The organism is Nonomuraea dietziae (genome assembly GCF_014195505.1).
GTDB classification, from domain to species: domain Bacteria; phylum Actinomycetota; class Actinomycetes; order Streptosporangiales; family Streptosporangiaceae; genus Nonomuraea; species Nonomuraea roseola.
This window is the reverse complement of sequence record NZ_JACIBV010000003.1, coordinates 155292-180923: the sequence shown is the minus strand read 5'-3', so window position 1 is coordinate 180923 and position 25632 is coordinate 155292. Positions and strand designations below refer to the sequence as shown.

The following is a 25632-nucleotide window of genomic DNA, read 5'->3' as shown; positions in this document are numbered from 1 at the left end:
CAGTATGGCGACGCAGATCATGTCTTGAGCATAGGTGGACGAACCTTGTCGAGAATGCCCTTAACCGTGATTGTGGCAGGAGCACTCATCGCCGTCGCGACGCCGGGTACGGCGGCAGCACAGCCACGAAGCGACCTGAGCCAACCAAATTACTCCTACACGGATGCCATCCGGGAAACCGTCTATGTGGAGTCGCCGGTTGACGGTGACCGCGACGGGCAGAAGGATCGCATCGTCGTCGACGTTATCCGGCCCAAGGAGACCGCGGCTGGACTCAAGGTGCCGGTGATCTTCGAAGCCAGCCCGTACTTCGCTCCAGCGGCCCTGAGCGCACAATCGCGCGACGGCCGCTACCGCCCGGACTATTCGGGAGGGTACAAGGACGAGGAGGACGACGGCGTACCCAGCAAATTCAAGGGGTACTACGACAATTACTTCGTGCCGCGAGGCTATGCCGTCGTCCAGGTCGACCTGCCCGGCACCCGCTTCTCCGAGGGTTGCGCGACCGTCGACGGTAAGGAGGTGATGGCCGGCGTCAAGGCAGCTCTGGACTGGTTAGACGGGCGCGCGAGCGCCGTCGGAAAGTCGGGTCAGGCGGTCCAGGCCGACTGGGACTCCGGCAACGTCGGCATGATCGGAAAATCGCGACCCGGAGTCCTGGCCAACATCGCGGCCACGCTGAACGTGCCCAACCTGAAGACCATCGTACCGATCGCCGCCTTCAACAGCTGGTACGGCTACCTGCGTCTCAATGGTCTGCCGCGCTTCGCGGACTATCCGCGATACTCGGCCGTTTCCGACGGCTGGACCTCAAAGCTCGATCCGAACCGATGTGCTGCGGTCTACGACGAAATCCCCGCCGCCACCGACGAGCGAGACGCGACGTACACCTCGTGGTTCGCCGAACGCGATTACCGTGGGGCCGCCGCGTCGAATCTCAAGGCCAGCGTCTTCATGGTGCACGGTCTCAACGACTACAACGTCACTCCAGACCTCGCGCTGGACGCATGGAACTCGGTGAAGTCGGCAGGCGTTCCGCGCAAGCTCATGTTGACGCAGATGGCTCACGTCGATCCGATCAACTCTCACCGCGAACGCTGGCTACCGCAGCTTCATCGCTGGCTCGACCACTGGCTGCTCGGCATCGAGAACGGTGTCATGAGCGAACCGCAGGTCCAGATCGAGCACGCTCCCAACCAATGGGACACCTATGCGGCCTGGCCCGCAGACAACGCCACTACCAAGAAGTTGTGGCTGGAGCATGAAACGCTGTCAGAGACGCAGCCGAGCACAAGCGGTCATGCCCTCTTCTTCGAGAAGTACGACGAGCGAGAGAAAGACATAGTCGCGAGCCCAGAGACGGACAGGTCCACCAGGGTCGCCTTTCTCGGAAAACCGCTGACCAAGGAGATGAGGGTCAGCGGTGTGGCGGAGGTGACATTGTCGGCGAAGGCCAGTGCCTCGGGCACGCCTCTATCGGCATTCCTGGTGGACTACGGGACCGACTCCTACCCCAACACTAGCGAAGACGATGCCCCGTTCACTGAGGGGATCAAGCCGGGGTCCGGCGAAGACTGTTTCGGTGCCGGAACCACGGCCGACACAGGGTGCTATCCCCGGTACGTCCATGACCTGGTGACACGACCGTTCGAGATCGTGAGCAAGACGACGATCGACACGGAGAACCGCAACAGCCTGCTCTCCGATTCTCCGGTGGTGGCAGACAAGTACTACACCTACAACCTGAAGCTGCAGCCGAACGACTACGTCTTCAAGCCGGGCCACCGTATCGGCCTAGTGATCGCCGGGACGAACTGTACGAGCATGGAAGTGCCCGGAACCGACTGGTGCTCGCACGCCCCCGAACCGGGCAACGAGCCCTGGCAGCTGACGGAGTTCGAGATCGACCTTGGCAAGAGCTCTCTCACCCTGCCTGTGGCTCCCAGGTAGCAGAGCGATCAGGCGCCTGGTCAGGCGCACCAGCTTCGGAACGACTGGCCGACGACCATCCACTTCGGGAGAACCGCCCAGGCGATCAAGCAGATGTGCTCAAGCGTCTACTTGATCGCCGACGGTCCGGTCTACTTCAAGGTTGGCGCACGAGCCCCTCCATATGGATCGGTGACGTCGAAGGATTACACGCACGAACTAATGCCGGGCGGTCAGGTATGGTCGCTTTTGTGTCCCACAAGGAACCCTGACAGGAACTCGGTTTCTTATTTGGCATGATTCTTCCTTCTCCTGCCGAGCCTCTCCACGTGCGTGAGAACCGGCGATCGGCCTCTTGTTTACGTCAATCGGAGATAACGTGAAACGCATCCCTCTACTAATCGGTATCATCGCGCTCATCGCCAGCGTCTGTTCGACCCCTTCTGCCTCCGCTGCTAAAACAGGAGGATTACAGTTCGGAGCGTGTCCACAGGATCTCGCCACTCCCTATCCGCACCTCGACTGTGCAACACTGCAGGTTCCGCTGGACTACAGTCGCCCATTCGGCGCTAAGGTCGCCGTAACCATCTCGAGGGCAAAGGCCACCGATCCGGCAACGCGACGCGGCGTTTTGTTTCTGAACCCTGGCGGGCCAGGAGGAGGTGCTGCCGAATATGCCGGCCGGTTGACAGCCGTCTCTTCGACGGGGCAGACCCGCATTCCGTCCTCCGTGCTGAAAATGTACGACGTTATCGGCATGGACCCGCGGGGAGTGGCGCATTCCACACCGATGTCCTGCGGCGACCTGTCCGCCTGGAGTTCCCCGCTGCCCGACCCCGATGCGGCATCGCAGCGGGAAACTTGGTGGAAGCTTCTGGGCGAGTTCTCAGCAGCCTGCGAGCGAAATGCCGGCAACATGCTGCCGTTCGTAAACACGAAGACCGTGGCCATGGACATGGACCGGATCCGCCAGGCGCTGGGCGAGGAGAAGATCAGCTACCTCGGCTTCTCCTACGGCACGTACCTGGGCATCGCCTACGCCTCGGCGTTTCCCAATCGCCTGGACCGCGTCATCCTCGACAGCGCCGTCAACCCGACTCCGCGCGAAATGGCCTACCAAGGGTGGGCGGTGCTGGGCCAGAATCCGGCGATGCACAGACGGCGGGACACCTACTTCGAATGGGTCGCTCGCTATGACGACGTCTTCGGGCTCGGGACGACCAAGGATCAGGTGCGGGCCGCGTGGGACACCGTGATAGCCGATCTGCGGCGCGCTCCTCGCGGTCATGCCGGGCCGTTCGAGTTCATCCTCGCCACGTTCGACACCATGTACAGCGAGGGCGGCTGGCAGAACTTCACCCAGGCGATCAGCGACTTCGTCAACCGCAATGACGACACGCGCCTCAAGGCGGTCACACCAAATCTGGCCACACCCGCCAACCACAACTTCCTGTCGATCTTCAACGCGGTTTCCTGCACGGACTCTCCTTGGCCGAGAGACAGGGAGACCTGGGAGCGAGACGCGACCGAGCACGCCAGCCGGTATCCGAACTACGCGGTCTGGTACAACACGTGGTACAACGCCGCATGCCAGAACTGGCCCGTGCCCGCCCAGGAGCGAGCACTTCCCGACCCCGACCAGGTACCGCCGATTCTGATCTTCAATTCGGAAGGTGACCCCTCCACTCCGATCGAGGGAGCGCGAGCCCTGCGCCAGTTGCTGCCGTCGTCCCGATTGGTGACGGAGGTGAACGCAGGAAAGCACGGCGTTGTCTTCGGCCCTCTTGCACTCAACAATTCGGCGGCCAACCAGATCGGCGCAGACTTCCTCGTCTCAGGCACCTTGCCTGCCCAGGATGTCTCGATCCCCGGGCATCCCTTCCCGGTACCGGTTCGCCAAACCGCGAACGCGGCCGTCAGCCAAGCAAGTCCCGCCAAGCTCCGCCTTGGCGTGGAGTAGGCAAGTCCCGAAAACGTATCCGGGACCGCTCGGGCCAAGGAAGTGCTGCTCGACCTGATCTACGCCATCGAGCACTGCATCCGCGGCCCGGAGGTCCACTCAACACACGATCCTGTGGTGGCCGCCCTAGACTAGCAGCGGACACCACAGGACCCGGCACCTTCAAAGCCTGCACAGCCCGCTCGTCCTCCAGCTTCAAGGCGGTCGTCCGGCCTATCCGCTCGCAGATGAAGCAATCCAAGCTCAGCTCAATCGTGGGCTCCAAGAACACGTGATCACGATGAGCGTTCTCAAGCGGGTCTGTCCAGTTAACGGCTCTGGCACGAATGAGGTGGTGACAGTGCGTGCTTAGGAAAGCAGGATCCGTTGCCGCAGCAGGGCGAAGCTGGCGCGCCCGTACATCTGGCGTTTCAGCAGCTTGACCTTGGTGTTGGTGCCTTCCATGGGGCCGTTGCTGTAGGGCAGGGTCAGCCCGGCGATGACGGCCTGTTTGTCCTTCTCCAGGCCGAGGGCGAAGCTGTGCAGGGCGGGTAGGTCATCGGCGCGCATTGCGCTGATCCACTCGTCAAGGTCGTGACCGCGACGCTGGGTGAGGATGGCGGCGAACTCCCGCACCCGCGAGGCCAGGGCTGTCAGGTGCGGGCAGGCGGGAATCAGCTCTTCCAGGTGCCGACGGCGGTGAGCAGGTAGATCGTCGGGGCGGCTCATGAGCCAGGAGACCAGCCGGCGTGGTGAGGGCGGAGTCCGATCGGGGGTCGGCGCGACCTTGGTTGAGGTAGCGCACCAGCAGGTTGGCGCTGCCGGTGTAGCCGCGTTCGCGGATCTCGGCCAGCAGATGCGTGACCGGCACACCGGGCTCTTCAACCAGGCGGCGTCTCAGGTGCTCGCGGTAGGGGTCGACCAGAGTGGCGCCGTACTTCGGCGGGCGCAGGAGATCGTCGGCCGAGGCGGCGCGGGCGTAGCGTTTGACCGTATTGAATCCCCAGCCCAGGCGCCGAGCGCACTCGCCCAGTCCGAGTCCCTGCTCGAGGAGGGTGTGGACCTGGGCGTGCTTGCGGCGGGTTCGTTCGGCGAGCGCACCGGCGCGACGAGGGCCTGCTGTGTGCCAGCAGCGGCTGTGTGTGACCACGGTCTTCTCCACCGCGGCGGCCAAGCCGTTCCACAGATGCCACCGGTCGCTGACCTGCACCGCGTCCGGTGCGCCCTGGCGGATGGCTTCGGCGTAGGCGGCCGAGCCGTCGCGGCACACGACCTGGACGCCTGGGTGCTCACGCAACCACGTGATCAACGTGGAGGACTTGCGGTCGGGCAGCACATCGATGCGGCGGTGGGTGACCGCGTCGATGAGCAAGGTCGCATAGCGGTTGCCGCGCCGCAGCGCGAAGTCGTCCACGCTCAGCACCGCTGGCACCGGCCCGGCCGGGGCCGGAACGCTCATCAACAAGCGCAGCACCGTGGTACGCGAGACCGTCACCGGCAGGCGGGACAGCACAGCCGCGCCGGCGCGGCCGGCCAGCACCACCGCCAGGTCCACGATCAGCGCGGCCAGCCCCACGGTGCGGCGGGCATACCGGGCCGCCACCTGCGGGACCTGTTCACGGAACGTCTGCTGCATACATCCGCGGGCTTCGCACACCAGCCGGCGTATGCGCAGGTCGACGACCACCGTGCGGCTACCGACCGGCACATCCGCCAGACGTCGCATGTGGTAGGCGTGCACCCGCCGGGTCAGGACTCCACACGCGGGGCAGGATGCCGCCACCGATCGTGTCCGAGCGTGCACACGTATCACCTGCTGCTCTGCGACCACCTGCTCGAGGATCACGTCGGCCAACTGCGGGAACAACATCTTCAAGATCTTCGAAGCACACCAAGATCACCCTGCCAGCCCGCACACTCCGTCACCACCGGATTCGTGCCAGAGCCCAGTTAACGGTGTAACTCGATCTTGATTGGTTATCGGGAAGTAGGGTTCAGGCGCCCTTCGAAGGTGATGGCGAAGGCGTTGAGCGCGGCCTTCCAGCGGGTGATCCAGCGTTTGCGACCCTTGCCGGTCGGATCCAAACTCATGATCGCCATGTAGACGCACTTCAGCGCGGCCTGCTCGTTCGGGAAATGGCCGCGGGCCTTGACCGCCCGCCGGATCCGGGCATTGACCGACTCGATCGCGTTAGTCGAGCAGATCACCCGGCGGATCTCGGTGTCGAAGTTGAGGAAGGGCACGAACTCCGCCCAGGCGTCCTCCCACAACTTCACGATGGCCGGATACCTGCCGCCCCACGTCTCGGCGAACTCGTAGAACCGCTCGAGCGCGGCGCCCTCGGTCGGCGCGGTGTAGACCGGCCGCAGCGCTTTGGCGATGGCGTCCCAGTGCTGGCGGGCGGCATATCGGAACGAGGCGCGCAGCAGGTGCACCACGCAGGTCTGCACGACCGCCTGCGGCCAGACAGTCTCGATCGCCTGCGGCAGCCCCTTCAGACCGTCGCAGACCACCATCAGCGCATCACCGACGCCGCGGTTCTTGATCTCGGTCAGCACATGCAGCCAGAACTTCGCCCCTTCGCCGCCGTCACCGGCCCACAACCCGAGGATGTCGCGCTCGCCATCGACAGTGACCGCCATGGCCAGATAGATAGGCCGGTTGGCGACCTGGCCGTCGCGCAGCTTGACATGCACGGCATCGATGAAGATGACCGGGTAGACGGTATCCAGGGGCCGGTTCTGCCACTCGGCCATCCCCTCCAGGACCTTGTCGGTGATGGTGGAGATGGTCTGCTTGGACACCTCGGCGCCGTAGACCTCGGCCAGATGCGCAGAGATCTCCCCGGTCGTCAGGCCCTTGGCAGCCAGTGAGATGACCATCTCATCCACGCTGGACAGCCGGCGTTGCCGCTTGCGGACGATCCTCGGCTCGAAGCTGCCATCCCGATCGCGCGGCACGCTGATCTCCACCGGCCCCACATCGGTGAGCACGGTCTTGGCCCTGCTGCCGTTACGCGAGTTACCCGCACCACGACCGGCCGGATCGTGCTTGTCGTAGCCGAGATGGTCGGTGATCTCGCCTTCCAGCGCCGACTCCAGCACCAGCTTGGTCAGCCGACCCAAAAGTCCGTTCTCGCCCACAAGTTCCAGGCCTTCGGCGCGGGCCTGGTCGACCAGCCGGCCGACGAGCTCCCGGTCCGAAGCCGAGGTCTCCGGCTCCTTGCGCGCCACCGCGGCGTCCTCCAGGTCGATCTCCGACGATGCCTGGATCACAGTACTCATCAGGTGTCTCCTTGATCAGGAGTTACACCGTTCTTCTTACAGTCCCTCTCAAGCTCAGACAGGATCGCTTTGATCTCAAGGCTGCGCAGCATCTTGGGATCGTCGCATAACCACCACGGCCGCGACGTAGGCGAGCCCAGCTTGACAAGGTGCAGAACAGCAAGACTAAAAGCTAGGAACAAGCACTCAGCTTGTCGTTGAAGTTCTGATCTTCGCGTATGCCGTGTCGGGTCCGATGGGTGACGTTCCGGTATGCAGCGGGTTGTGGCTCTTTCGACACGGTGTGTCGAGGTGACGTTGGGCGGCCACCGTCTCACCTTCGGGTGTCGAAGACTCGGAGGGAGGCGATGGCCGCTATGCCCACCCTGGCATGTGTGACGGCTACGCGAACCGGAAGCGGAGCCGTTGGTACTGATCACGAGGCTGGCGTGATGGCCTTGTCGAGGTTCCGCGAGAGCTCTACGGCTGCCTGACGGCGCGCCTCGGATGAGCTAACTAGTCGAGGCGCTGTTGTGCACCGACGGCCCGGCCAAGACGCTGGTCGATCTCGTTGGCGCCTGAGCACCGGTGCGGGCATGGCTCGTTGTATGACGGTTGGACCGGGGCCAGATCGAGGTGGCCCGGCTGCGGTCTTCCCTCACCTCGATACCGCTGCCTCGCGCCGCCGACGGCCGGATCGTGCTGGCCGCCGACGTCGGCCCGTGGCTCCGGCCGGACGCCAACACCAACCCCGACCGGTCGTTCTGCCACACCTACGGCCGCGACAAGGACCAGCACCACATGGTCCCAGGCTGGCCCTACTCGATCGGCAGTCTTAGAGCTGCTAACGCAATGAGGCGAGGCGTCGCCAGCAGATGAGTGCGCAGGCCAACTTGAGGAAGGCCTCGTGGATGTCGGCGCGGACCTCCCAACGGATGCGCAGGCGTCGAAAGGCATGCAGCAGGGCGAACGTCTGCTCTACGACCCAGCGGTGTTTGCCCAGGCCGGAGCCGTGTTCGGTGCCGCGGCGGGCGATCAGCGGGCGGATCTGCAGCTCGCGCACCAGGCGGCGGTACTTGTCGTGGTCGTAGCCCCGGTCGGCGAGCACGACGTCGGGACGTTGCCGGGGGCGGCCGCGCTTGCCACGCACCTTCGGAACAGCGTCCAGCAGCGGGCGAAGCTGGGTGACGTCGTTGCGGTTGGCGCCGGTCACGATCACGGCAAGCGGGATGCCGGTGGCCTCGGTGATCAGGTGGTGCTTGCTGCCGGCCCGTCCTCGATCGACCGGGGACGGGCCGGTCTGCGGCCCCCTTTTAACGCTCTGATCTGGGAGGAGTCAACTACAGCGCGGGAGAAGTCGAGCTCGTCGGCCGCGCGCAGCCGATCAAGCAGCACCTCGTGCAGACGCTGCCAGACGCCGCAGGCATTCCACTCGGCCAGGCGCCGCCAGCAGGTCATGCCCGAGCCGTAGCCCAGCTCTTGCGGCAGGTGCTCCCAGGCGATCCCGGTGTGCAGCACGAACAGGATGCCCTGCAACGCCAGTCGATCATCGAGCCGCTTACGTCCCGGATACCGGAACCGCCGCTCACGCTGGGGCAACAACGGCTCGATCACCGCCCACAGCTCGTCACTGACCTCCCACGGCTTGGCCCGCGCCACCCGTACTCCTCTCACGACCGCTACAGCGAGAGATCAAAGCACACCGGAGATCATTCTGTTAGGCGCTTTTAGACCGGCCGCACCTCATGGACGGCGCTGCTGAACGCCGTTCGCCTGCCGCCAGGCGCGGATGTCGCCGCGCTCACCGCCTTCCAACTCCGCAAGGTCGTCGAACGGCTGATGGCGACGGGCCAACACCAGGCCGGTGACCCGAACATCCTCATCGTGGTCAACGCCGGCTACGACGTCACTCGTCTCGCGTTCCTCCTCGCCGACCTGCCGGTCGATGTTCTGGGACGTCTGCGCAGTGACCGGGTGATGCGCAGGCCGACCCCGCCGCGCGTCTATGACCCCTACGGCGGCCGCCCGCCCAAGCACGGCAAGAAGTTCGTCTTCGGCGACCCCGCCACCTGGGGTGAACCCCACGCTGCCACTATCACCGAGACCACCCGCTACGGCACCGCGCACGCCCAGGTCTGGGACCGGCTGCACCCCCGCCTCACCCGCCGGGCGGCATGGCTCGGCTTTCCCGGCGAACTGCCCATCATCGCGGGCACCGTCCTGCGCCTCCAGGTCGACCACTTGCCTTCGGGAGGCGACCCCAAGCCGATCTGGATGTGGTGGTCGGGCACCGATGGCACCTCGCAGGATGTCGACCGCCTATGACAGGCCTTTCTCCGGCGCTTCGACCTCGAGCGCACCTTCCGGATGCTCAAGCAAACCTTCGGCTGGACCCGCCCCAAACTCCGCGACCCCGCCGCCGCCGACCGGTGGACCTGGCTCATTATCTCCGCCGCCCCCACCCAACTCCGGCGCGCCCGCGATCTCGTCGCCGACCTCCGCCCCCCTGGGAGAAAACGCCGCCCCCGGCAATCTCACTCTCGCCCGGTTCCGGCGAGGGCCTACGCGCGCGCGTCCCGCCCACGAGCAATCGTCAAGACCTGTGAATCAAGATCTTTTAGGCGGCTATCGACTGACCCTCGATGGCCGATGACGAGCCGCTCAACGAGCTTGCCGCCTATGAACGTTGCCCCGGCGCGGACCAGTGCCACGAGATGGGGCGCGTTGACCGCTCGCCAGCGCTTCTGCGCCGACTCGATCAGCTTGAAGGCCATCGCGAACCCAGCCGCGCGAGAGCCCGGCCCCTTGGTGACCTTGGTCTGGTGGCGGACGGTGGCAAACGTCGACTCGATCGGGTTGGTCGTGCGCAGGTGCACCCAGTGCTCAGCCGGAAATTCATAGAAGGCCAGCAGTTCCTCCAGGTCGTCGACCACCTTGGCCACCGCCTTGGGATACTTAACGCCATAGGTGGCCTGGAAGTCCTTGACCGCGGCGAACGCGTGGTCCTTGTCCTCGGCATTCCAGATCTCGGCCAGGGACTTCTTGCCCCCGAGGTGCGCTGACTTCGGCGGCCCCAAGCACGTTAGCGATCTTGTGAAACCAGCACCTTTGAGCCCTGGCCTGCGGAAAACACCTCCCCGAGCGCAGCCCAGAAACCGAGCGCGCCATCGCCGATCGCCAGCACCGGGGCGCGCAGGCCACGCCGCTTGGCATCGCGCAGCAGGTCGGCCCGCGACCCGGCCGACTCGCGGTAACCGTCGGCCAGCGCGACCAGTCCCTTGCGCCCGTCGGCACGCACGCCGATCATCATCAGCAGGCACAGCTTGCGCTCCTCGCCGTATGTTGACGTGGATGCCGTCGACCCGCAGGTAGACATAGTCGACACCCGACAGGTCGCGGGCGGTGGTGGGGATGGACATCGCCGCCAGCTCTTAGTGTTATCGTCGCCGTGATGCCGACCACCTCCAGCACATCGGCCGTTCGAACGCCGCGGCTACGAAGGCGGAGACGAGCCAGTTTACTTATCGAGGGGCCGAGTGGAAGGCCAAACCACGCGGGTTTTCTGCCAATCATCGCTTCGATGGACGCCCCGACCGCATTGCGCTCTGTCTCGTTGACGTGCTGGCCTTAATCTCCCGCCATGAGACTTCGACTGATCACAGCTCTAGCCTGCGCCGCGAATCTATTACTGAGCGGGACGGCGGCCGCGACAACCTATCCCGTCAAGCAGCGGGTCCTCGTGGACAACGCCCTGTACGCCTGGGGCAAGCTCCCCAAGTCCACCTGCGAGGAGGCGCAGGTCGGCCCCAACGACCGAGCCGGGGCCAAGCGCTACATCGCCGGAGTCATGCAATGCCTCGAGTCGACCTGGGAGCAGCATTTTTCGGCCAGCGGCGCCCAGTTCCAGGAGGCCAAGCTGAAGTTCGCTGGCGGCTCCTACTGCGAGCTAGAACCTCGATACGACTCCGACAGCGTCTACTGCCACCCCAACCACACCGTTGTCTACAAGCTCGGCAAGTCGTGGCTGACTGACCCGAGCGACCTATGGCTCATGTACAACACGGCCACCAGGTACGCCCAGCACATTCAGGAGCTCGTGCTCATCATCCACAGCGTCGACGTCGAGGCGTTCTACGACAGCCAGGCGGAGCGTTTCGAGCGGTTGCGCCGGTACCGGCTTCAGTCGAACTGCCTGGCCGGAGCGTTCGTGAAGAGCGTCTGGCCTCTCGAGGGAAGGTCGGCACGCGCCTGGAAGTACCTCCAGGCGATGCTCGTGGGCGACGTTCCCGGCCGCCCTCGAGCGTACGGCAAGACCGCCAACCTGAAGCTGTGGACCAAGCGCGGCTTCGCCACCGGCGACCCCGGCTCGTGCAACACCTGGAAGGCCCCCGCGAGCGAGGTCTCCTAAAAGTGGTTCTGCGAGCGTGAGTCGGCCCCACTTACGCGTGGGATTCGGCCCCACCGTCAGCGCATGGCGTAGCCGCCCAGTGACGTTCCGATGACTTTTGGCCCCACCGCAGGCGTTGCGATGAGACGCTGCTTGTGCTCCTGGTCAGGAAGGGGCTCGAATGGCGCGAATGACCAAAGTGGAGATCTACGCGGCGATCCGCCGGGACTCCAGGGCAGGCCTTGGGGTCCGGGCGCTGGCTCGCAAATACAGCGTGCATCGCCGGACGGTGCGTGAGGCGCTGGCGTCGCCCTGGCCGCAGCCGCGGAAGAAGCCCCCGCCTCGCCGGTCCCGGCTGGATGCCTTCAAACGAGTCATCGACCAGATTCTGCGCGAAGACCTGAACGCCCCGCGCAAGCAACGGCACACCAGCAGACGCATTTACGACCGGCTGATCACCGAGCACGATATGGAAGGGATCTCCTACTCCACCGTCTGCGGCTATGTGGCCTGGCGGCGTCCAGAGATCCGCGTGCAGGCCGGCCGATCCCCTCCAGAAGTCCCCATCGATCAGGAACATCGGCCCGGCGTCGACGCCGAGGTCGACTTCGGCGACGTCGTCGTCAACCTGGCCGGGAAACCGACGGTCTGCTACCTGTTCGTCTTCCGCCTGTTGAACTCGGGCAAGGCAGTGCACCGGGTCTCGCTGTCGTGCGGACAGGAAGCCTTCCTGGAAGGACGCGTGCACGCCTTCACCGTGCTCGGTGGCGTGCCGACCGGCAAGGTCCGCTACGACAACTTGAAGGCCGCGGTCGCGCAGGTCCTGGGATTCTCCCGAGCCCGGGTGGAAAACGAGCGCTGGACGGTCTTTCGTTCGCACTACGGCCTGGAAGCCTTCTACTGCAGGCCCGGCAAGGAGGGCGCCCACGAGAAGGGCGGAGTGGAAGGCGAAGTCGGCCGGTTCCGCCGCAACCGACTAGTTCCCGTCCCGCAGGTCGACTCGATCGCCGAACTCAACGAGCTCATCGAGCAGTGGGACGCCGAAGATGATCTACGCCGGATCGGCGCCAGGGCGAGGTCGGTGGCCGAGTACTTCGCGTTGGAACGGCCGCTGCTGGCGCCGCTGCCAGCCGAGCACTTCGAGACCGGCCGGACGTTCTACCCGCTGGTCGATCGCAGATCGCAGATCAACGTCCGCACCAACCGCTACTCGGTGCCGGTGGCGTTCATCGGACAGCAGGTGAAGGTGCTGCTGCGCTCGAGCGAGCTGCTGGTGTTCGCCGACCGGAACCTAATCGCCCGGCATGAACGGTTGATCGCCAAGAACTCCTGCCGTCTGGACCTGGATCACTATCTGGAGGTGCTGGTCCGCAAGCCCGGCGCGTTGCCCGGCTCAACGGCGCTGGAGCAAGCCCGGCAAGCCGGGAAGTTCACTCCCGTCCACGACGCATGGTGGTCACGAGTCCGCGAAGCCCACGGGGACGCCGACGGCACCCGCGAACTCATCCAGGTGCTGCTCCTGCACAGGACCATGGCGCACGAGCATGTGGTCGCCGGCATCGCCGCCGCCTTGCGGGTCGGTGCCCTGTCTGCGGACGTGGTCGCGATCGAAGCTCGCAATGCGGCCGAAGCCGACCCTCAGCCACTCCACGATCAAGCCGCGGGCAAGCCCGCCAACCGCGCCGTCGAACTGCCCGACAACATCGTCTCCCTGACTCACAAGAAGCTGACCAGCCTGCCGCCCGACACGCGTCCTCTGCCTTCGGTTGCCGCCTACGACCAGCTGCTGCGCCGCTCTCGCCCACCAGACAGGAGAGTTTTCATGAGCAGTTCCAGCGCTCAGCAACCGCGAATCACCCGCCAGCGCGGATTGACCGAGCCAGCTGCAGAGGCCGCCATCGACCAGGCCTGCCGCATGCTGCGCCTGCCCACCTTGCGCCAGCAATTCGTCGGGATCGCCGACGCCGCTGAGCACGAGCAGCTCACCTATCGCGGCTTCCTCGCCGAACTGCTCATGGCCGAGTGCGAAGACCGCCAACGTCGCCGCGCCGAACGACGGATCAAGGCCGCCGGTTTTCCCCGCGAGAAGTGGCTGACCGACTTCGACTTCGAGGCCAACTCCAACGTCGAACCCGCCGTGATCCACACCCTGGCCAAGTGCGAATGGATCCGCAACGGCAACCCGCTCTGTCTGATCGGCGACTCAGGCACCGGCAAGTCCCACCTGCTCATCGCCCTGGGTGCCGAGGCCGCCATGGCCGGCTACCGCGTCAAGTACGTCCTGGCCGCATCCCTGGTCAACGAGCTCGTCGAAGCAGCCGACGACTTCGTCCTGGGCAAGACCATCGCCCGTTATGGCCGTTACGATTTGCTCTGTCTGGACGAACTCGGCTACATGAAACTCGATGAGCGCGGCGCCAATCTGCTGTTTCAGGTCCTCACCGAACGAGAAGAACGGGCCAGCGTCGCCATCGCCTCCAACGAGTCCTTCGCCGGCTGGACCAAGACCTTCACCGAGCCGCGGCTCTGCGCCGCGATCGTCGACCGCCTCACCTTCAACGCCGCCATCATCGACACCGGCACGCGCTCCTACCGGCTCGCTCAGACCGAGGCTCAGCACTCCATTCACGGCTGACCGCAGTCAATCCGTTGTTGGGCGATGCTCATGCCCTGCCGGGGTTCGGGGACGGCAGTCCCCGAGTCCGCAGACGGGCTGAGTCGGCCCTCCGCTCCCGAACATGCGCAGCGCGATCAAGACCTACTTTGGGGCTGGGGAAACTTCGGGAGCGGGAGGCCGACCCGAGTGGAAAGCCATAATGGCGGGATGATTCTTGATGATTCGAGCGGTTTGTCCCCCCGGGCGCAGCAGTTTCTCCGACAGCACTGCACGGTAAGCGGCCCGTCCACGTCTGCCGAATACCTCCGCGAGCACTGCGCGGAGGCGCCGGAACCTCTGCTTGAGCGCATGATCGCGTTCATCGCCCGATGGGACGGGCTCGACCTTCCCGCGCTGCCCAGCGATTTCTATGACGGTGGCGTTTCCGGGTTCTCCATAGACGCTCGGGTGCAGCACCTGGACGGTGCCGGCTGGTTGTTCGATCCGTGTTCTGCCCGGGTTTCCGTTGCCTACGGGTACGGCATTGACGAGCAAGATCGTTTCGGGCTGGTGTACGACGACTGGGTCCCTACCCATCCTTCGGTTGAAGCCTGGTTCGAGTCCTATGCCCTGATCCATGCGACACAGCAGATGCGTCGCGTCGCCACCTTCACGGGACGCCGCGTCTTGGAGGCCGTGGAGGCGACCGCCGAGGTCGTCTCCAACCTCGTCCCCATTCCCGAAGCCAGCGGGATCACCGACTCCTGGTGGCAGGGGGACGATGGCGTCCTGCTCGGTATCTTCCGAGGGGAGGCGGAGATGTATCAGCATGAGAAGCCAACGCAATTCCGGTCGAAGGCCAAGCAGCGCGGCGGGAAGAAGCCCGCTCGGCCTCCAGTGGACAAAAATCTCGGGTTCGCGGTCGTCTATGTGTCGGCGGGTTCCCCATCCCCGTGGGCGGAGGCCGGCTGAGTACCGTGCATCATGACCTCGACCACGTGGTGCGCGGGCTGATGCGGGCGGCCTCCCGGCAGTCGCGGCTGACCTCGCGGACCGGCGTCGCCGCCTGGCTGCGCGATATGCTCCTGCGCGCCGAACCCTCAAAGCTTGCTACCCCGGCAGGGGCACGATGGCGACCGCCACCCACCGCCCGCTGAGCCGTCCCACGGTGGCGGAGGGCCGAGTCCTCGGGCTGTGATCTGACGCTGGTGGGGCCAAAACTCATGCGTGATCAAGGCGTCCACGATCGCTAAGTGGGGCCACTTCTCACGTGAACTGGCACCGTTGAAGATCACCAAGTGGGGCCCAGGTGGACAGGAAAGTGGGTCCGTCTTTCACGCGAGAAATCACCTAAAAGTCGCGACATCCCACGGCCCTTGTTTGGTGCTGGTCGGCTTGTCCTGGCGAGGTCAGCCAAGCCGCGAATCTGGCACCCGTGGGAACTGGGCGGTTCTTGAGATGGCCTGATCATGTGTCACGAGTGCTCGTCTGATCGTGTCGATCGGGCGGGCTCTCTTCGTTTCCGGGCTCATAACCGTGCTCGCCGGGCGGTTCGAGGCGGTGCGGCGGTTGTGGCGAAGGGCTCGGGTGGTGTCCGGTCGCGGCGAGGACAGGACGAACCGGCCGGTGGGCATTCTCGCGCCGGCTCGTTGGGATGTGCTGCTGAGGCGGGCCGGGGTAACGATCTGTTCAGGGCCGGGCGGGCGGGGGTCTTCCGCTGTTGCTGGTGGTGTCGTCGATGTCCGGCTCGGCCGGGAGGTCGTCCCCCGTGGTGGACGACGGACGGAGTTCGTGGTCGTGGATCTGGCGCCAGGACAGCAGGATCTTCTGGTTGGCGATGCAGACCATGAGGGCGACCAGGATGGTTTTGGCGACGCGGCCGTGGGCGAGCCGGTTGGTCGGGTCGACCAGGTCGATGATCTGGCCCTTCAACCTGCCGTTAATCCCTTCGGGGTTGGCCCGGATGGCTTTGAATGCGCCTTTCCAGGCCGGGCTCAGGTAGGGCAGGTCCTGGCGGAGCTTGTCCTTGTGGCCGAGGTCGCCTGGGTGCAGGGTGATGGTCTGCTGGGTGCAGATCGTCGGCAGACACCCGTAGCCGCTGCTGGTCTTCGGCAGCAGGACGGTGGGCTTGGCAGCGGCGTGCGCGGCCCGCTGCCGTGCGTCGGTGAGGTCGACCCGGGTCCGCGGGCCACGTGCTGCTGCTCTGGCCTGGTTGAAACGAGGGCAGTTCACCGACGGGGCGGTCCCGGCGGCCGGGCTCCTTGGGGGCGGGGAGCTTCCCCTCGGCGTCGGAGGTCTGCTTGACCTTGAGGAAGTACGGGTGGCGCGCATGGATCAACGCGGTGAGCTCGTCGTCAGGAGCGCGAACGGCGGCATCGGCGGTCTGGTCGGTGTAGGCGCGGTCGACGGCGAGTGTGCCGGTGGGCAGGCCGAGCGAGGCGATGGCGTCCAGAGCGGTGGTCGCGGCCGAGCCGACGCGCCGGTGTGGTGTGTCGATGACCACGCCGAGCGCGAGTTGCGGGTGGGTGCCGATCATGTCGCGGGTGCGGGCGGCGGTGGCGAGGGTAGCGCTGTAGCCGAAGGTGGGCGGGCCGTCGTCGGCGCTCTGGTGCCAGCCCGCGGGAGGTCGGCGACGCCTTGGCCCGCGTCTGGAGCGGATTGGCGGAATGCTGCGCACCAGCGGCTCCAACGCCAAGCTGTCATGGGTGTTGGCTGCACTGATCGCGACAGAGATCGGCAGGCCGGCCCGTTCGGTGATCAAGTGGATCTTCGAGCCTTTCTTGCCGCGATCGACAGGATTCGGACCCGTCAGCTCCCCCCTTTGGCCGCTCGGATGCTGACCGAGTCGATCGCGCACCGCGACCAGTCCAGCTCGCCGCGGGAACCGAGCTCATCCAGGATGACCCGATACAGCTTGGCCCACACCCGGGCTCTGCTCCAGTCGGTGAAGCGGCGATGCACCGTCTGCCAGGAAGCGCCGAAGCCCGGTGGCAGCTGCCGCCACGTGCAGCCTGTAGTGGCCACGAACACGATGGCCGCCAGGATCAGGCGATCATCAGCCCGCCGCCGGCCACCACCCTGCGGCCGCTTCGGAGGCGGCGGCATCACGCGCTGAAACAGCTCCCACAACTCGTCAGGAACCAGCTGATCCAGGAACGCTTCCATGATCAATCCAACGAGTGATCACCAATCAAGACACGGTCTTAAGGCGGGAACGAGGGAGCCCGGGCCTCGCGACACGGGGGGTGGAGCCGATGGCGGCCCGTATGGCCAGCTGAACGAACACCGCCGCTTCCGCAGTTGCCAAGACCGGGCCAGCAAGGTCCCGCGGCTACCGGTTGCGCATCCCTTGCGGGTCTGGAGAGAAAGCGAACTGGCCGCCAGCCTCGGGGTCGAGAACGTCAACAGCTCCACGTCCAACTTTCGCGATGCTCCTACCCGGGCTTCATCAACGAGATCGGATCAGCCCTCTACGCCGCTGGTGAGTCTCGCGAGCTGGTGTCGACACGATCCGGCACAGGCTCCCCCGGGAGCGATTCCTTTTGCCTCGCCTCCTGGTCATTAGCTGTATAGAAGCCCGGACAAGGCGCGCGCCAACGACGACGAGGCGGCGAGTCAGCGACGACGCCCCATCACCGAGGCGAAAGGGGAGAGGAAAGCACCGTGTCCCAGCCCAGCACTGCGGAAACGTTCGGGTCACACGCTCGACCATCCACTCGGTCGCAAACGCCCTGAATGATGACAGAGGAGACGCCAGTCAGGTGGCCAGCTTTGCCATCAGCGATCTGCCGTCCGTCCACGTCGCTGGCCAGGCTGGTGTCCTCAGCGAGGTTGACCCTGCCCTCGCGCTCGCTCCCCTCGGGCCTCTTGAGCCGACTCCCTTGGGGCGATGCACTCCACTTTCGACCTGGCTCACACGGGCCTATTCGCCTGGCCTGGTATCCAGCCATTCTCCAACCGTTTTCTGCCCCACTACGCCTGACCGGCCATCATCACAGCTCTCCTCGTGGGACATGCATCAACCTCCTCCACCCTCGGTACCGAACATGAAGGGCGACCGGCCTGCATGATCAACCTCATCTCGCACGGAGTCGGGGCCAGGTCACCCCCTCTCGAGGCCTGATCGCGGCTGACCACCCGAGGGTCCGCATACATACGCCAACCCGACGCTCAGCCTCTTTCACCAGCACATTCCGGATCAGCAGACTCGATCTGCATCCGGCTCAAGGCCGCCTGTCCGCAGGGACACGGATCCTCCATCTAGGGCGGCCGCACCGGCAGCCAGGTTGCTACGGAGTTAGCGACTGAAGCGACGCAACCCGTGAACTAGTGGCGCCAACGGTTCTCTTCAGCATGCGTTCGCCCAATTCCGGAGCTGAGTAGCTTTGGTCGCTGCTTGTTCCTGGTTGGACGGGCTCTTGTCCCTCTCGGCGCATGCTAGGCGGAGTCCTACTGGGGCACGACCACAGTGACCAGAGACCGTTCCCCCTCGACCACCTTCGGTCGCTGCGCATTGAGTCGCTGGCTAGAACACCAGGTCAATGTGGCTGTCACATCGTAGAAAGCGACCGAAGCGACGGTGGGTTGGGATATATATCCTCCATACCACCGCTCTCGGATGAGGTCATAGATAGCACCTCTCGGTCGCTTCGGTCGCTTCCCCTGGCAGTCATAGGCGCTCCACCAGGAGCTTTTCGGCAGCGGAGCCAGCGACTCAAGCACCAACGCCTCGATCGCCCCGGCCTTCGGTCGCTGCTGTCCACCAGCGGCGCAATGCCCCGCTTTTCGCCCCGGTGTCGGCTAGTCACTACTACCGTCTTCGAGTGCCGGTCGCTTCAGTTACCCAACTACGCATCTGCATTCGACAAGGGATCTGCAGGCAGCGGTAGTCCAGTCAGGACATCGACATCGGCAAGAAGATCAAGGGCCGAGTGGTGCCAGCCAGGGCCGCCGACGGCGGGGCCGGAGACATGATCGCGCACCTGACGGCGGTCCGGCTCGGTTTGGACGGGCAGACATAGTGATCGCCGACCTGAGGCCGTCCGAGGGGGCGGCCTCGCGGGGCACCGTTCGGACAATGGCGGCGGTGTTTCGCAGAGGGGCCGCTGGAGTATACGGCTGGTATCCGGTCGCCGACTCGAGTATGCAGACTCCGCCCCAGCCGGCCCGCGAGGGCTCCGGCCTCGTCGGGTGTTCCTCCGCGCGCGGCCAGGTTACTAGCAGCCGGGCCCTTTCGTCCCGGCTCTGCGGCGCGAGGGGATGAAGTGCGCCGGGTCGCCACCACCTCCGGCGTCGACGACCCGTTTTCGTCACCTGGATCAGCCGCGACCGGGTCAGCCGCAGCCACCCGGTCGCCTCCATGACCGGCGCACCGGCCACCTGTAGGGCGTGCAGATCGTCGGCATTGTCGAGGACGAGTAGCCACCCGGTCCTCTGCTCCAGTCTGGTCCACAACACGTCAGCCACTTGCCTTACATGCCGAACGCCTTTTCGGCACCCCGGTTAAAGAGGACGCCGCCTTCTCTCCAGACAGAGCCTCGGCGCCCGGAAGCCGAACTCGCCTGGCTGATCTAGACGCCGCCCGTGCCGAGAAGCGCCGATGAAAGATCCCGCGTGCCGCTGGCGGCAGATCCTCCGAAGTGATCAACTCGTTGCGACACGCCGAGCGCGAGTTGTGGCGTATGCATACGTGGGTGCGCCATGATGCTCCGCATGGCTGCTATTGCTGGACGTACACGACGCCCGAACACAGGCGGAGTGCATGGAACTCTGCAAGGCCGGGTCAGCCCCGAGACACACCGCCTCGCCCGAAACGGCGCGGCGGCCAGGGGCGTTTCCATCTCCCTCTACCTGGAGCAGCTCGTCGAAGCCGATCCCCTGACTCGCCTGCAGGCGGCTGGGCCGGTGCCTCGGCGTACGCGAGTCCCCAAGGGGGACGAAAGCATGCTGCAGGGCCGGGTACGGCCCGAGGTGTGCGCGCTGGCCAAGAAGGGTGCGAAAGCACGCCAAGTCCCACTATGGCGGTATCTGGAGATCCTGGTCGAGACGGATCAGGACGCCCGTCGCTACGTCGAGTCGGAGCAGACGCAGCAGCTCGACCTGATAAGCGCCTGAGCGCGCCGACCTAGTCGCGGGCTGAGAGGAGACCACATCCGTCGAAGACGGCGAACAACTCCATAAAAACCACGAAGGCCCCCGCGCCATCTACCGCCAAGCAGGTGCGCGAGGACCTTCGACAGGCAACCGGATCCCGGACGGGCTTTCCAGCCTGGTCCGCTTCTCGCCAGAAGCGGTCCCGGCGGGCTTTCGCACGCCCAGGTCCGTTCACCAGAAGCTGAGGCCACGATAGACGATGTCGCCCCGGCTCTGCCAGTCATGCCCAAGTTCGGCGTGTCGAACACGGGTGAAACAGGCATTGCCGTCACTGACAACCTCATACCCCGTCCCCGTCATGGGGAGGGCTATTCCGGGGAAGGCACGCTCAAAGCTAATGAGGAGTGGGCGCTGTGCGCGCCCGCGCTCGGAGCTCGCGGCCGCGTACGGCTATCCCATGACGGCGGCCGCAACTATCCCCGTCATCTTGAGCGTGAGCTGACGGTACGGCTGCCCCTGTCCCCCGCCGCGGTTTACGTGTACGACACGAGCGGCCATACCCGCCTCTTGGCCGCCGACTTCGACATCTCCCGTGCGGTACGGCGAGGCGCCCAAGACCCGTACGCTGCGGTGGCCGCCGACGCCGCCGACTTCGCCGCGCTCGTGCACGCATGCGGCGGCCGCGGCTTTGGCGACATCTCCCCCAACGGGGGCAGACACGGCTACGTGCTGTGGGCCGCCCCGCTGCCATACCGGGAGATGCGGCAGATCGCGCTCGCGCTCGCTCGCCGCTACCCGACGCTCGACCCACAGCCCATGCTCGGCAGCACGGACGGCGTGATCCGCCCGCCCGGCTCCTGGCACCGCTCACGCGGCCATCAGAAGCTCACTACCCCTCTCGTTCACGTCCGTCAGGTGCTGGCCAACCCCTGCGGGCCCGACGTGTGGAGCGCGTTGATCGACGCGCTCATGCCCGAGCTCGAAGCGATCGAGGCCGAGCAGGAGACGCCCGTCAGCATGGCAGCCGCTGTGTGGCAGATGGACGAGCAGCACGACCGGTGGCTGCCCCGCGCCGGCGGGCCCCTCCCCCGGCTCAGCCCACGTCTGGAGGAGATCGCCGCCTCCGGCAAGTTCGACCAGCGGGACTACGCCTCGCCATCCGAAGCCCGGCAGGCCGTCGTCGCTGGAGCTGTGGCGTGCGGCTGGCAGCTCGCCGACGTGTCCGCCCGCCTCGCTGGTGGCGACTGGTCGGGCATGGCCAGCTTCTACGCCCGGTACAAGGACGATCGAACCCGCGCCGAACGCCTGCGCGCGGACTGGAAAAACGCCATCGCGTGGGTCACGGGGAGAGAATTTGGCCGCGACGTCCACACAAGGGGGAGAACACACAGCGGGGGGAGCAAGGTAGAGCTCGAAGGGCTTCGCCTCACCGTCGAACCCGCGCCCCGGGGCATGGACGCGGGGACGGAACGTCAGCAGATCCTCCGCTGGAATTCCGCGATGAGAGCAGCCGAGAGGTACCGGTGGGCAGGACCTAGAGCGGTGACCATTCGGCGCGTGCTTCGCGCGCTTCTGAAGGCCGCGCAACTCCGGAACTGCACCGTCATCGCGTTCGGTGTCCGGCATCTGGCCCTGCTGGCGGGGCTGGACGAATCGACCGTGGCCAAGACGCTGAAGCTGCTGCGAGAGGAGCACGACCCCTTCATCAACCTCATCCAGGTCCACCACGGCGAGCGAGCCGACACCTACCGGTTGATCATCCCTCAGGGGTACGCCGAGGCAGCCGAATGGAGACGCTGGCAGCCCGGCAAACTCGGTGGCATTCACCCCGTCTTTCGCATCCTGGGCGGCACAGGCGCACTCGTCTGGGAGCAGCTCAACAGTGAGCCGACCCGCACGACCGACCTGCACACGCTCGTCGGCATCTCCCCAACCGCCGTCACTACCGCGCTCACCACGCTCGCCGAGCACGGCCTGGCCGAGCGACGCCGCGGCGGCTGGATCCGCGGCCCCGCTGACCCGCTCCGCGTTGCCAAGCAACTCGGCGTGCCCGAGTTGCTCGTCGACATCATGGCCCGCTACCGGCAGCAGCGCGCGGAGTGGCACGCCTTCCTCTCCGTCATCGAGGCGTTCGTCCCCACGCTCGAGCCGCCCGAGTACCCAATCCCGTTGCAGGAGATCGCCGACGCAGGCCCACCTCCGTGGATGGACGCCGAACCGCACGGGCCCCCGCAGCCGGTGCTCGGTTAGCCTCAAGGTCGAGGCAGACGATGCTGGGCGACCTGTGGATTCGAGGCACTCGTGGTCATGCTGTGCTCGGCCCGCCCTCCTGGATGGACATCGAACCGCACGGGCCGCCACAGGCCAGCTAGCTGGGAACTCGGGGTCGAGCAACATCCCGAGAGCTAGTGTCATCCGCCTGAAAATCGCCAGGTGAGTCCTTATGGTGCTGGCTATGGCGCATCCAGGGCCGGGGTCTGCACCGCGCAGGTGGCACGAGATCTGGGTCTCGCCGAGAGCACGGTGCGCAAGCGGCGTGCGGCGTTCGCCCGGGGCGGGCTCGAGGCGCTGACCGATGAAGCGCGCACGGGCCGACCTAAATCGGAGCTGACGGTGTCCGATGCCGAGCGGGCGGTGCTGCAGCGGTGGGCGTGGCGGGCCGGGTCCGCGCAGGTCCTGGCGATGCGCGCAAAGATCGTGCTGGCCTGTGCGGACGGCACGAGCAACAAGCAGATCCCGAGCAGCTCCGGGTGCATCCGGACACGGCGTCCAAATGGCGCCGTCACAGTCCTGACCGCTCACCGGCTCGGCGCTGGCCAGTAGCCCGCTTCGCCTCACTGGCCGGAGTCTCACCGGCTTGGGCATCACCCACAAACGCACCCGCCCCTACCGGCCCCAGGCCAACGGCACAGTCGAACGCTTCCACCGCACCTTGGCCGACGAATGGGCCTACAACCAGCCCTACAGCTCAGAGACCGAACGCCGCCAAGCCTTCGACCCCTGGCTGCACGTCTACAATCACCATCGAGCACACATCACACTCGGCGGCCACCCGCCAGTCAGCCGCGTCACCAACCTGTCCGAACAGCACACCTTGCCGCTCGATCGCTTCGACCTCGTCAAGGATGTCCAGGTCGAGCTCGCGGGCCGGCACCGCCAAGGTGTGGCGAGGTGTGGTCAGTAGCCGGTGACAGCCCTGCACTGCACCGGCACCCGTTGGCTTACCTGGGCGGCGGCCACGGCGTTGTCGGCCCACCGCCAGCACCAGCACACGTGTTGGTACATGGCCCGTTGGCATTCACCAGATCCGGTCCGATTCCTCCCAGGAGACCTTCTACGACTGGGTCAGCCGCGAGCCCCATGTGTGGATCTTTGAGTCGGTGAGGTCCCACGTGCCATACCCCACTGCTGTCTGCCAGGCAGGGTTGTCGGGATCCAGCGTGGTGATCTGCACGTAGAACGTATTTTGGGGGGCGAGGCAATCCTTCCAGGTGTACGTGTCCGCCTCCAGAGAGATCGTCCGTACGTGGTGAGTGCGATCATCCATGACCTGGTCCCAAGTATAGGAGCCGGTGTCTAGGTAGATCCTGCGCTCCACGCAGGAGACGGGGTCCCACCACGGGAGGGCGCTGAGGAACTGGGTCTTGAGGTTGGTGGCGGACCCCTGGGCGGCCGTGGGGGTAGCTGGCAACATCGTCGTGACGAGCGCTGCCGCAGCGGCGAGAGTGAGCAGTTTGTGTACGCGCATCATCATCCTCTGATGTCGGGAATCACCGCGTGCTGGAGTGCGCCTGAGGCATGGCTGCGCATATCGGCAGCACTCTCGTAGGTGGGACAGATCCTATGAGCCCTCGCTGAGCGTGGGGAGTCTCACAAGTGCCATCCTTCGCCTGTTTTGAGCCAGCCGCCGTTCGGGAGCGGGCGCGGGTGGCCTTTGCAGGTCCTGCGGGGAGGCGCACCAGGACGGCGACGCCCATGCGGTCCTGGTGGCCGAGGGCGAATGGGAGGGACGCACACAGCACCGCCCGCGGCTATCCCCGCGCGGTCACCAACCTCGCGCTGCAGTCCCTGGTCGGCGCGTTCGTTTCGGGCAAGCGGCCAAGACCGCCCTGGCGGGGACACGGGCCGGTACCCAAAAGCAACGCGACGGCCGGATCGAAGCGCTGCGGAACCTGCGAGTGGCCCGCCGTAGCGCGGTCAACCAGCGCGCCGACACCCAGCGCCAGATCAAAGCCCTGATCGTCACCGCCCCCGACACGCTGCGCTCCTGCCTGCGTGGCCTGGGCATCAAGGATCTGATCGCCACCTGCGCCAGGCTGCGCCCCGACCAGGCCGACGTCGCCAACCCGGCCACTGCGACCTAGATCGCACTATGGTCCCTCGCCCGTCGTCACCAGCAGCTCACCACCGAGATCACCAACCTCGACGAACTGCTGGAGCCCCTGGTCACCGCCATCAACCCCGAGCTGATGGCCGTCCATGGCGTCGGCCCCGACACCGCCGGCCAGCTTCTGGTCACCGCGGGGGAGAACCACGACCGGCTCACCAGCGAAGCAGCGTTCGCCATGCTCTGCGGTGTCGCCCCGATCCCCGCCTCCAGCGGCAAGACCAGCCGCCGCCTCAACCGCGGCGGCGACCGGCAAGCCAACGCGGCCCTCTACCGCATCGCCCTCGTCCGCCTGCGCTGGGATCCCCGCACCCGCACCTACATGGAACGACGCACCAAGGACGGCCTCTCCAAGAAAGAGATCATCAGTCCCATGTCGGCAGCGGTGAGGCGATCGGAGTATGTCAGTGGCTTCAGGAACCACCAACGCGATTGCGGTGAGAGGATCGATGCGCAACTCCTCGCGAGGAGGCGCCATGCTGCGGAAGCTGAGGAAGAGGGCCCTTCACCAACCCCTGGAGCGTCTCTTGACGGCTCGCGCTCAGCAGGCACTGGACCTGGCCGAACAGGAAGCCCGCACTCCGGGCGACACCGGCGTCACCGCAGAGCACCTTCTGGCGGGCTTGGCTCAACTGGGCGAGTGTGACCGCCATGACGCTCAAGAGCCTTGGCATCAGCATCGGCGACATGCGGACCCTGACGACAAGAGCGGATTTGGGCAACATCCTCGAGCAGGTCCGCCGTGAGGCTGCCGGACTCGGGCACTTATACATCGGGACCGAACACCTCTTGCTCGGTGTCATACGTGAGGAGGGAACCGAGGCTCCGGGCGTCGGTCTGCAACAGGTGCGCGATCAGATCATCCAGCTGCTCCATGGCAGCGTCGTCTGAAGCTTCCTTCAGCCCACGCCAACTTCGATGAGACTCGCCCCCCGTCCCCCGAGACAGAAGGTCCAGCTGTGCCGATCTTGGAGACAAGTAGCGCTGGGATGTGACAACCATCTCTGGTGTCTGGAAGCAGCGAAGATGACAGTGAG

At 65.7% G+C, this 25632-nt stretch carries 16 protein-coding genes and 7 pseudogenes; 16 read left to right on the top strand and 7 right to left on the bottom strand.

What is annotated here, in order from left to right; translation table 11 throughout:
* Window positions 1-66 precede the first annotated feature (66 nt).
* Both FHR33_RS47820 and FHR33_RS47815 read left to right on the top strand, forming a co-directional pair.
* A complete protein-coding gene (locus FHR33_RS47820) occupies window positions 67-1950 on the top strand; it encodes a CocE/NonD family hydrolase (RefSeq protein WP_183662667.1) in 1884 nt (627 codons plus the stop codon).
* Between the two features lie 358 nt (window positions 1951-2308).
* Window positions 2309-3889, top strand: coding sequence for an alpha/beta hydrolase (locus FHR33_RS47815; protein ID WP_221242716.1), 1581 nt, complete (start codon window positions 2309-2311; stop codon window positions 3887-3889).
* Window positions 3890-4237: 348 nt separating this feature from the next.
* Here the strand turns inward: FHR33_RS47815 and FHR33_RS47810 are convergent.
* Both FHR33_RS47810 and FHR33_RS47805 read right to left on the bottom strand, forming a co-directional pair.
* Window positions 4238-5738, bottom strand: a pseudogene (locus FHR33_RS47810) (ISL3 family transposase).
* A gap of 107 nt (window positions 5739-5845) precedes the next feature.
* Window positions 5846-7153: an IS256 family transposase gene (locus FHR33_RS47805; protein WP_183662661.1), complete on the bottom strand. Its 1308-nt coding sequence runs from the start codon at window positions 7151-7153 to the stop codon at window positions 5846-5848.
* 594 nt (window positions 7154-7747) lie between these two features.
* Between FHR33_RS47805 and FHR33_RS53585 the strand changes: the two genes are divergently transcribed.
* On the top strand, window positions 7748-8011 hold the full coding sequence (locus tag FHR33_RS53585; protein WP_183662660.1) for a transposase: 264 nt from the start codon (window positions 7748-7750) through the stop codon (window positions 8009-8011).
* Here the strand turns inward: FHR33_RS53585 and FHR33_RS47795 are convergent.
* Window positions 7977-8791 (bottom strand): IS5 family transposase gene (locus FHR33_RS47795; protein WP_376773331.1). Its coding sequence is split into 2 segments (ribosomal slippage): window positions 7977-8434 and window positions 8434-8791, totalling 816 coding nucleotides; the frame shifts between segments, so codons are not numbered across the junction. The two genes, FHR33_RS53585 and FHR33_RS47795, sit on opposite strands and share 35 nt — an antisense overlap.
* Before the next feature lie 93 nt (window positions 8792-8884).
* Here FHR33_RS47795 and FHR33_RS47790 point away from each other — a divergent pair.
* A pseudogene (locus FHR33_RS47790) lies at window positions 8885-9457 on the top strand (transposase); the annotation flags it as partial.
* 236 nt (window positions 9458-9693) lie between these two features.
* On the opposite strand, the pseudogene FHR33_RS47785 reads toward FHR33_RS47790, so the two are convergent.
* A pseudogene (locus FHR33_RS47785) lies at window positions 9694-10530 on the bottom strand (IS256 family transposase); the annotation flags it as partial.
* Window positions 10531-10772: 242 nt separating this feature from the next.
* Here FHR33_RS47785 and FHR33_RS47780 point away from each other — a divergent pair.
* The 4 genes and pseudogenes from FHR33_RS47780 (at window position 10773) to FHR33_RS47765 (ending at window position 15087) form a co-directional block, all read left to right on the top strand.
* Entirely contained in the window at window positions 10773-11540 is a 768-nt protein-coding gene (locus tag FHR33_RS47780) for a neutral zinc metallopeptidase (protein WP_183662658.1), read from the top strand.
* A 169-nt stretch (window positions 11541-11709) separates the two neighbouring features.
* A pseudogene (istA, locus tag FHR33_RS47775) lies at window positions 11710-13323 on the top strand (IS21 family transposase); the annotation flags it as partial.
* Window positions 13324-13341: 18 nt separating this feature from the next.
* Complete coding sequence (gene istB, locus FHR33_RS47770) at window positions 13342-14154, top strand: IS21-like element helper ATPase IstB (RefSeq protein WP_183663198.1); 813 nt, start codon at window positions 13342-13344, stop codon at window positions 14152-14154.
* Window positions 14155-14343: 189 nt separating this feature from the next.
* A complete protein-coding gene (locus tag FHR33_RS47765; RefSeq protein WP_183662656.1) occupies window positions 14344-15087 on the top strand; it encodes a hypothetical protein in 744 nt (247 codons plus the stop codon).
* Between the two features lie 717 nt (window positions 15088-15804).
* On the opposite strand, the gene FHR33_RS47760 is transcribed toward FHR33_RS47765, so the two are convergent.
* Window positions 15805-16347 carry a hypothetical protein gene (locus tag FHR33_RS47760; RefSeq protein ID WP_183663251.1) on the bottom strand — a complete coding sequence of 181 codons (543 nt, stop codon included), beginning with the start codon at window positions 16345-16347 and terminating at the stop codon, window positions 15805-15807.
* Window positions 16348-16738: 391 nt separating this feature from the next.
* A pseudogene (locus FHR33_RS47755) lies at window positions 16739-17280 on the bottom strand (IS5 family transposase); the annotation flags it as partial.
* Between the two features lie 2778 nt (window positions 17281-20058).
* Here FHR33_RS47755 and FHR33_RS47750 point away from each other — a divergent pair.
* From FHR33_RS47750 to FHR33_RS47735, 4 genes and pseudogenes are all read left to right on the top strand, one after another.
* Window positions 20059-20229: a hypothetical protein gene (locus FHR33_RS47750; protein ID WP_183662654.1), complete on the top strand. Its 171-nt coding sequence runs from the start codon at window positions 20059-20061 to the stop codon at window positions 20227-20229.
* 261 nt (window positions 20230-20490) lie between these two features.
* Window positions 20491-22458, top strand: a complete 1968-nt coding sequence (locus FHR33_RS47745; protein ID WP_183662652.1) for a hypothetical protein — start codon at window positions 20491-20493, stop codon at window positions 22456-22458.
* 183 nt (window positions 22459-22641) lie between these two features.
* The gene (locus FHR33_RS47740; RefSeq protein WP_183662650.1) at window positions 22642-23031 is read left to right on the top strand and encodes a helix-turn-helix domain-containing protein; all 390 of its coding nucleotides are present in this window, start codon (window positions 22642-22644) and stop codon (window positions 23029-23031) included.
* 37 nt (window positions 23032-23068) lie between these two features.
* Window positions 23069-23302, top strand: a pseudogene (locus FHR33_RS47735) (integrase core domain-containing protein); the annotation flags it as partial.
* A 240-nt stretch (window positions 23303-23542) separates the two neighbouring features.
* Here the strand turns inward: FHR33_RS47735 and FHR33_RS47730 are convergent.
* Window positions 23543-23956 carry a hypothetical protein gene (locus tag FHR33_RS47730; protein ID WP_183662648.1) on the bottom strand — a complete coding sequence of 138 codons (414 nt, stop codon included), beginning with the start codon at window positions 23954-23956 and terminating at the stop codon, window positions 23543-23545.
* 430 nt (window positions 23957-24386) lie between these two features.
* On the opposite strand from FHR33_RS47730, the gene FHR33_RS49535 reads away from it, so the two are divergent.
* The 4 genes and pseudogenes from FHR33_RS49535 (at window position 24387) to FHR33_RS51400 (ending at window position 25486) form a co-directional block, all read left to right on the top strand.
* Window positions 24387-24572, top strand: coding sequence for a hypothetical protein (locus FHR33_RS49535; protein ID WP_221242715.1), 186 nt, complete (start codon window positions 24387-24389; stop codon window positions 24570-24572).
* 105 nt (window positions 24573-24677) lie between these two features.
* Window positions 24678-24860: pseudogene (locus tag FHR33_RS53765) on the top strand (transposase); the annotation flags it as partial.
* A gap of 136 nt (window positions 24861-24996) precedes the next feature.
* Window positions 24997-25341: a Clp protease N-terminal domain-containing protein gene (locus tag FHR33_RS53760; protein ID WP_512767004.1), complete on the top strand. Its 345-nt coding sequence runs from the start codon at window positions 24997-24999 to the stop codon at window positions 25339-25341.
* Window positions 25247-25486, top strand: coding sequence for a Clp protease N-terminal domain-containing protein (locus FHR33_RS51400; protein WP_183662646.1), 240 nt, complete (start codon window positions 25247-25249; stop codon window positions 25484-25486). The genes FHR33_RS53760 and FHR33_RS51400 overlap by 95 nt, the downstream gene beginning before the upstream one ends.
* Window positions 25487-25632 lie beyond the last annotated feature (146 nt).

Excerpts from the sequence above, each read along its gene's own strand:
- FHR33_RS47805 (WP_183662661.1), bottom strand. The coding sequence starts at position 7,153 with ATGAGTACTGTGATCCAGGCATCGTCGGAGATCGACCTGGAGGACGCC.
- FHR33_RS47780 (WP_183662658.1), top strand. The coding sequence starts at position 10,773 with ATGAGACTTCGACTGATCACAGCTCTAGCCTGCGCCGCGAATCTATTA.
- istB (WP_183663198.1), top strand. The coding sequence starts at position 13,342 with ATGAGCAGTTCCAGCGCTCAGCAACCGCGAATCACCCGCCAGCGCGGA.
- FHR33_RS47765 (WP_183662656.1), top strand. The coding sequence starts at position 14,344 with ATGATTCTTGATGATTCGAGCGGTTTGTCCCCCCGGGCGCAGCAGTTT.
- FHR33_RS47750 (WP_183662654.1), top strand. The coding sequence starts at position 20,059 with ATGCTGCAGGGCCGGGTACGGCCCGAGGTGTGCGCGCTGGCCAAGAAG.
- FHR33_RS47745 (WP_183662652.1), top strand. The coding sequence starts at position 20,491 with ATGCCCAAGTTCGGCGTGTCGAACACGGGTGAAACAGGCATTGCCGTC.
- FHR33_RS47730 (WP_183662648.1), bottom strand. The coding sequence starts at position 23,956 with ATGCGCGTACACAAACTGCTCACTCTCGCCGCTGCGGCAGCGCTCGTC.
- FHR33_RS53760 (WP_512767004.1), top strand. The coding sequence starts at position 24,997 with ATGTCAGTGGCTTCAGGAACCACCAACGCGATTGCGGTGAGAGGATCG.
- FHR33_RS51400 (WP_183662646.1), top strand. The coding sequence starts at position 25,247 with ATGACGCTCAAGAGCCTTGGCATCAGCATCGGCGACATGCGGACCCTG.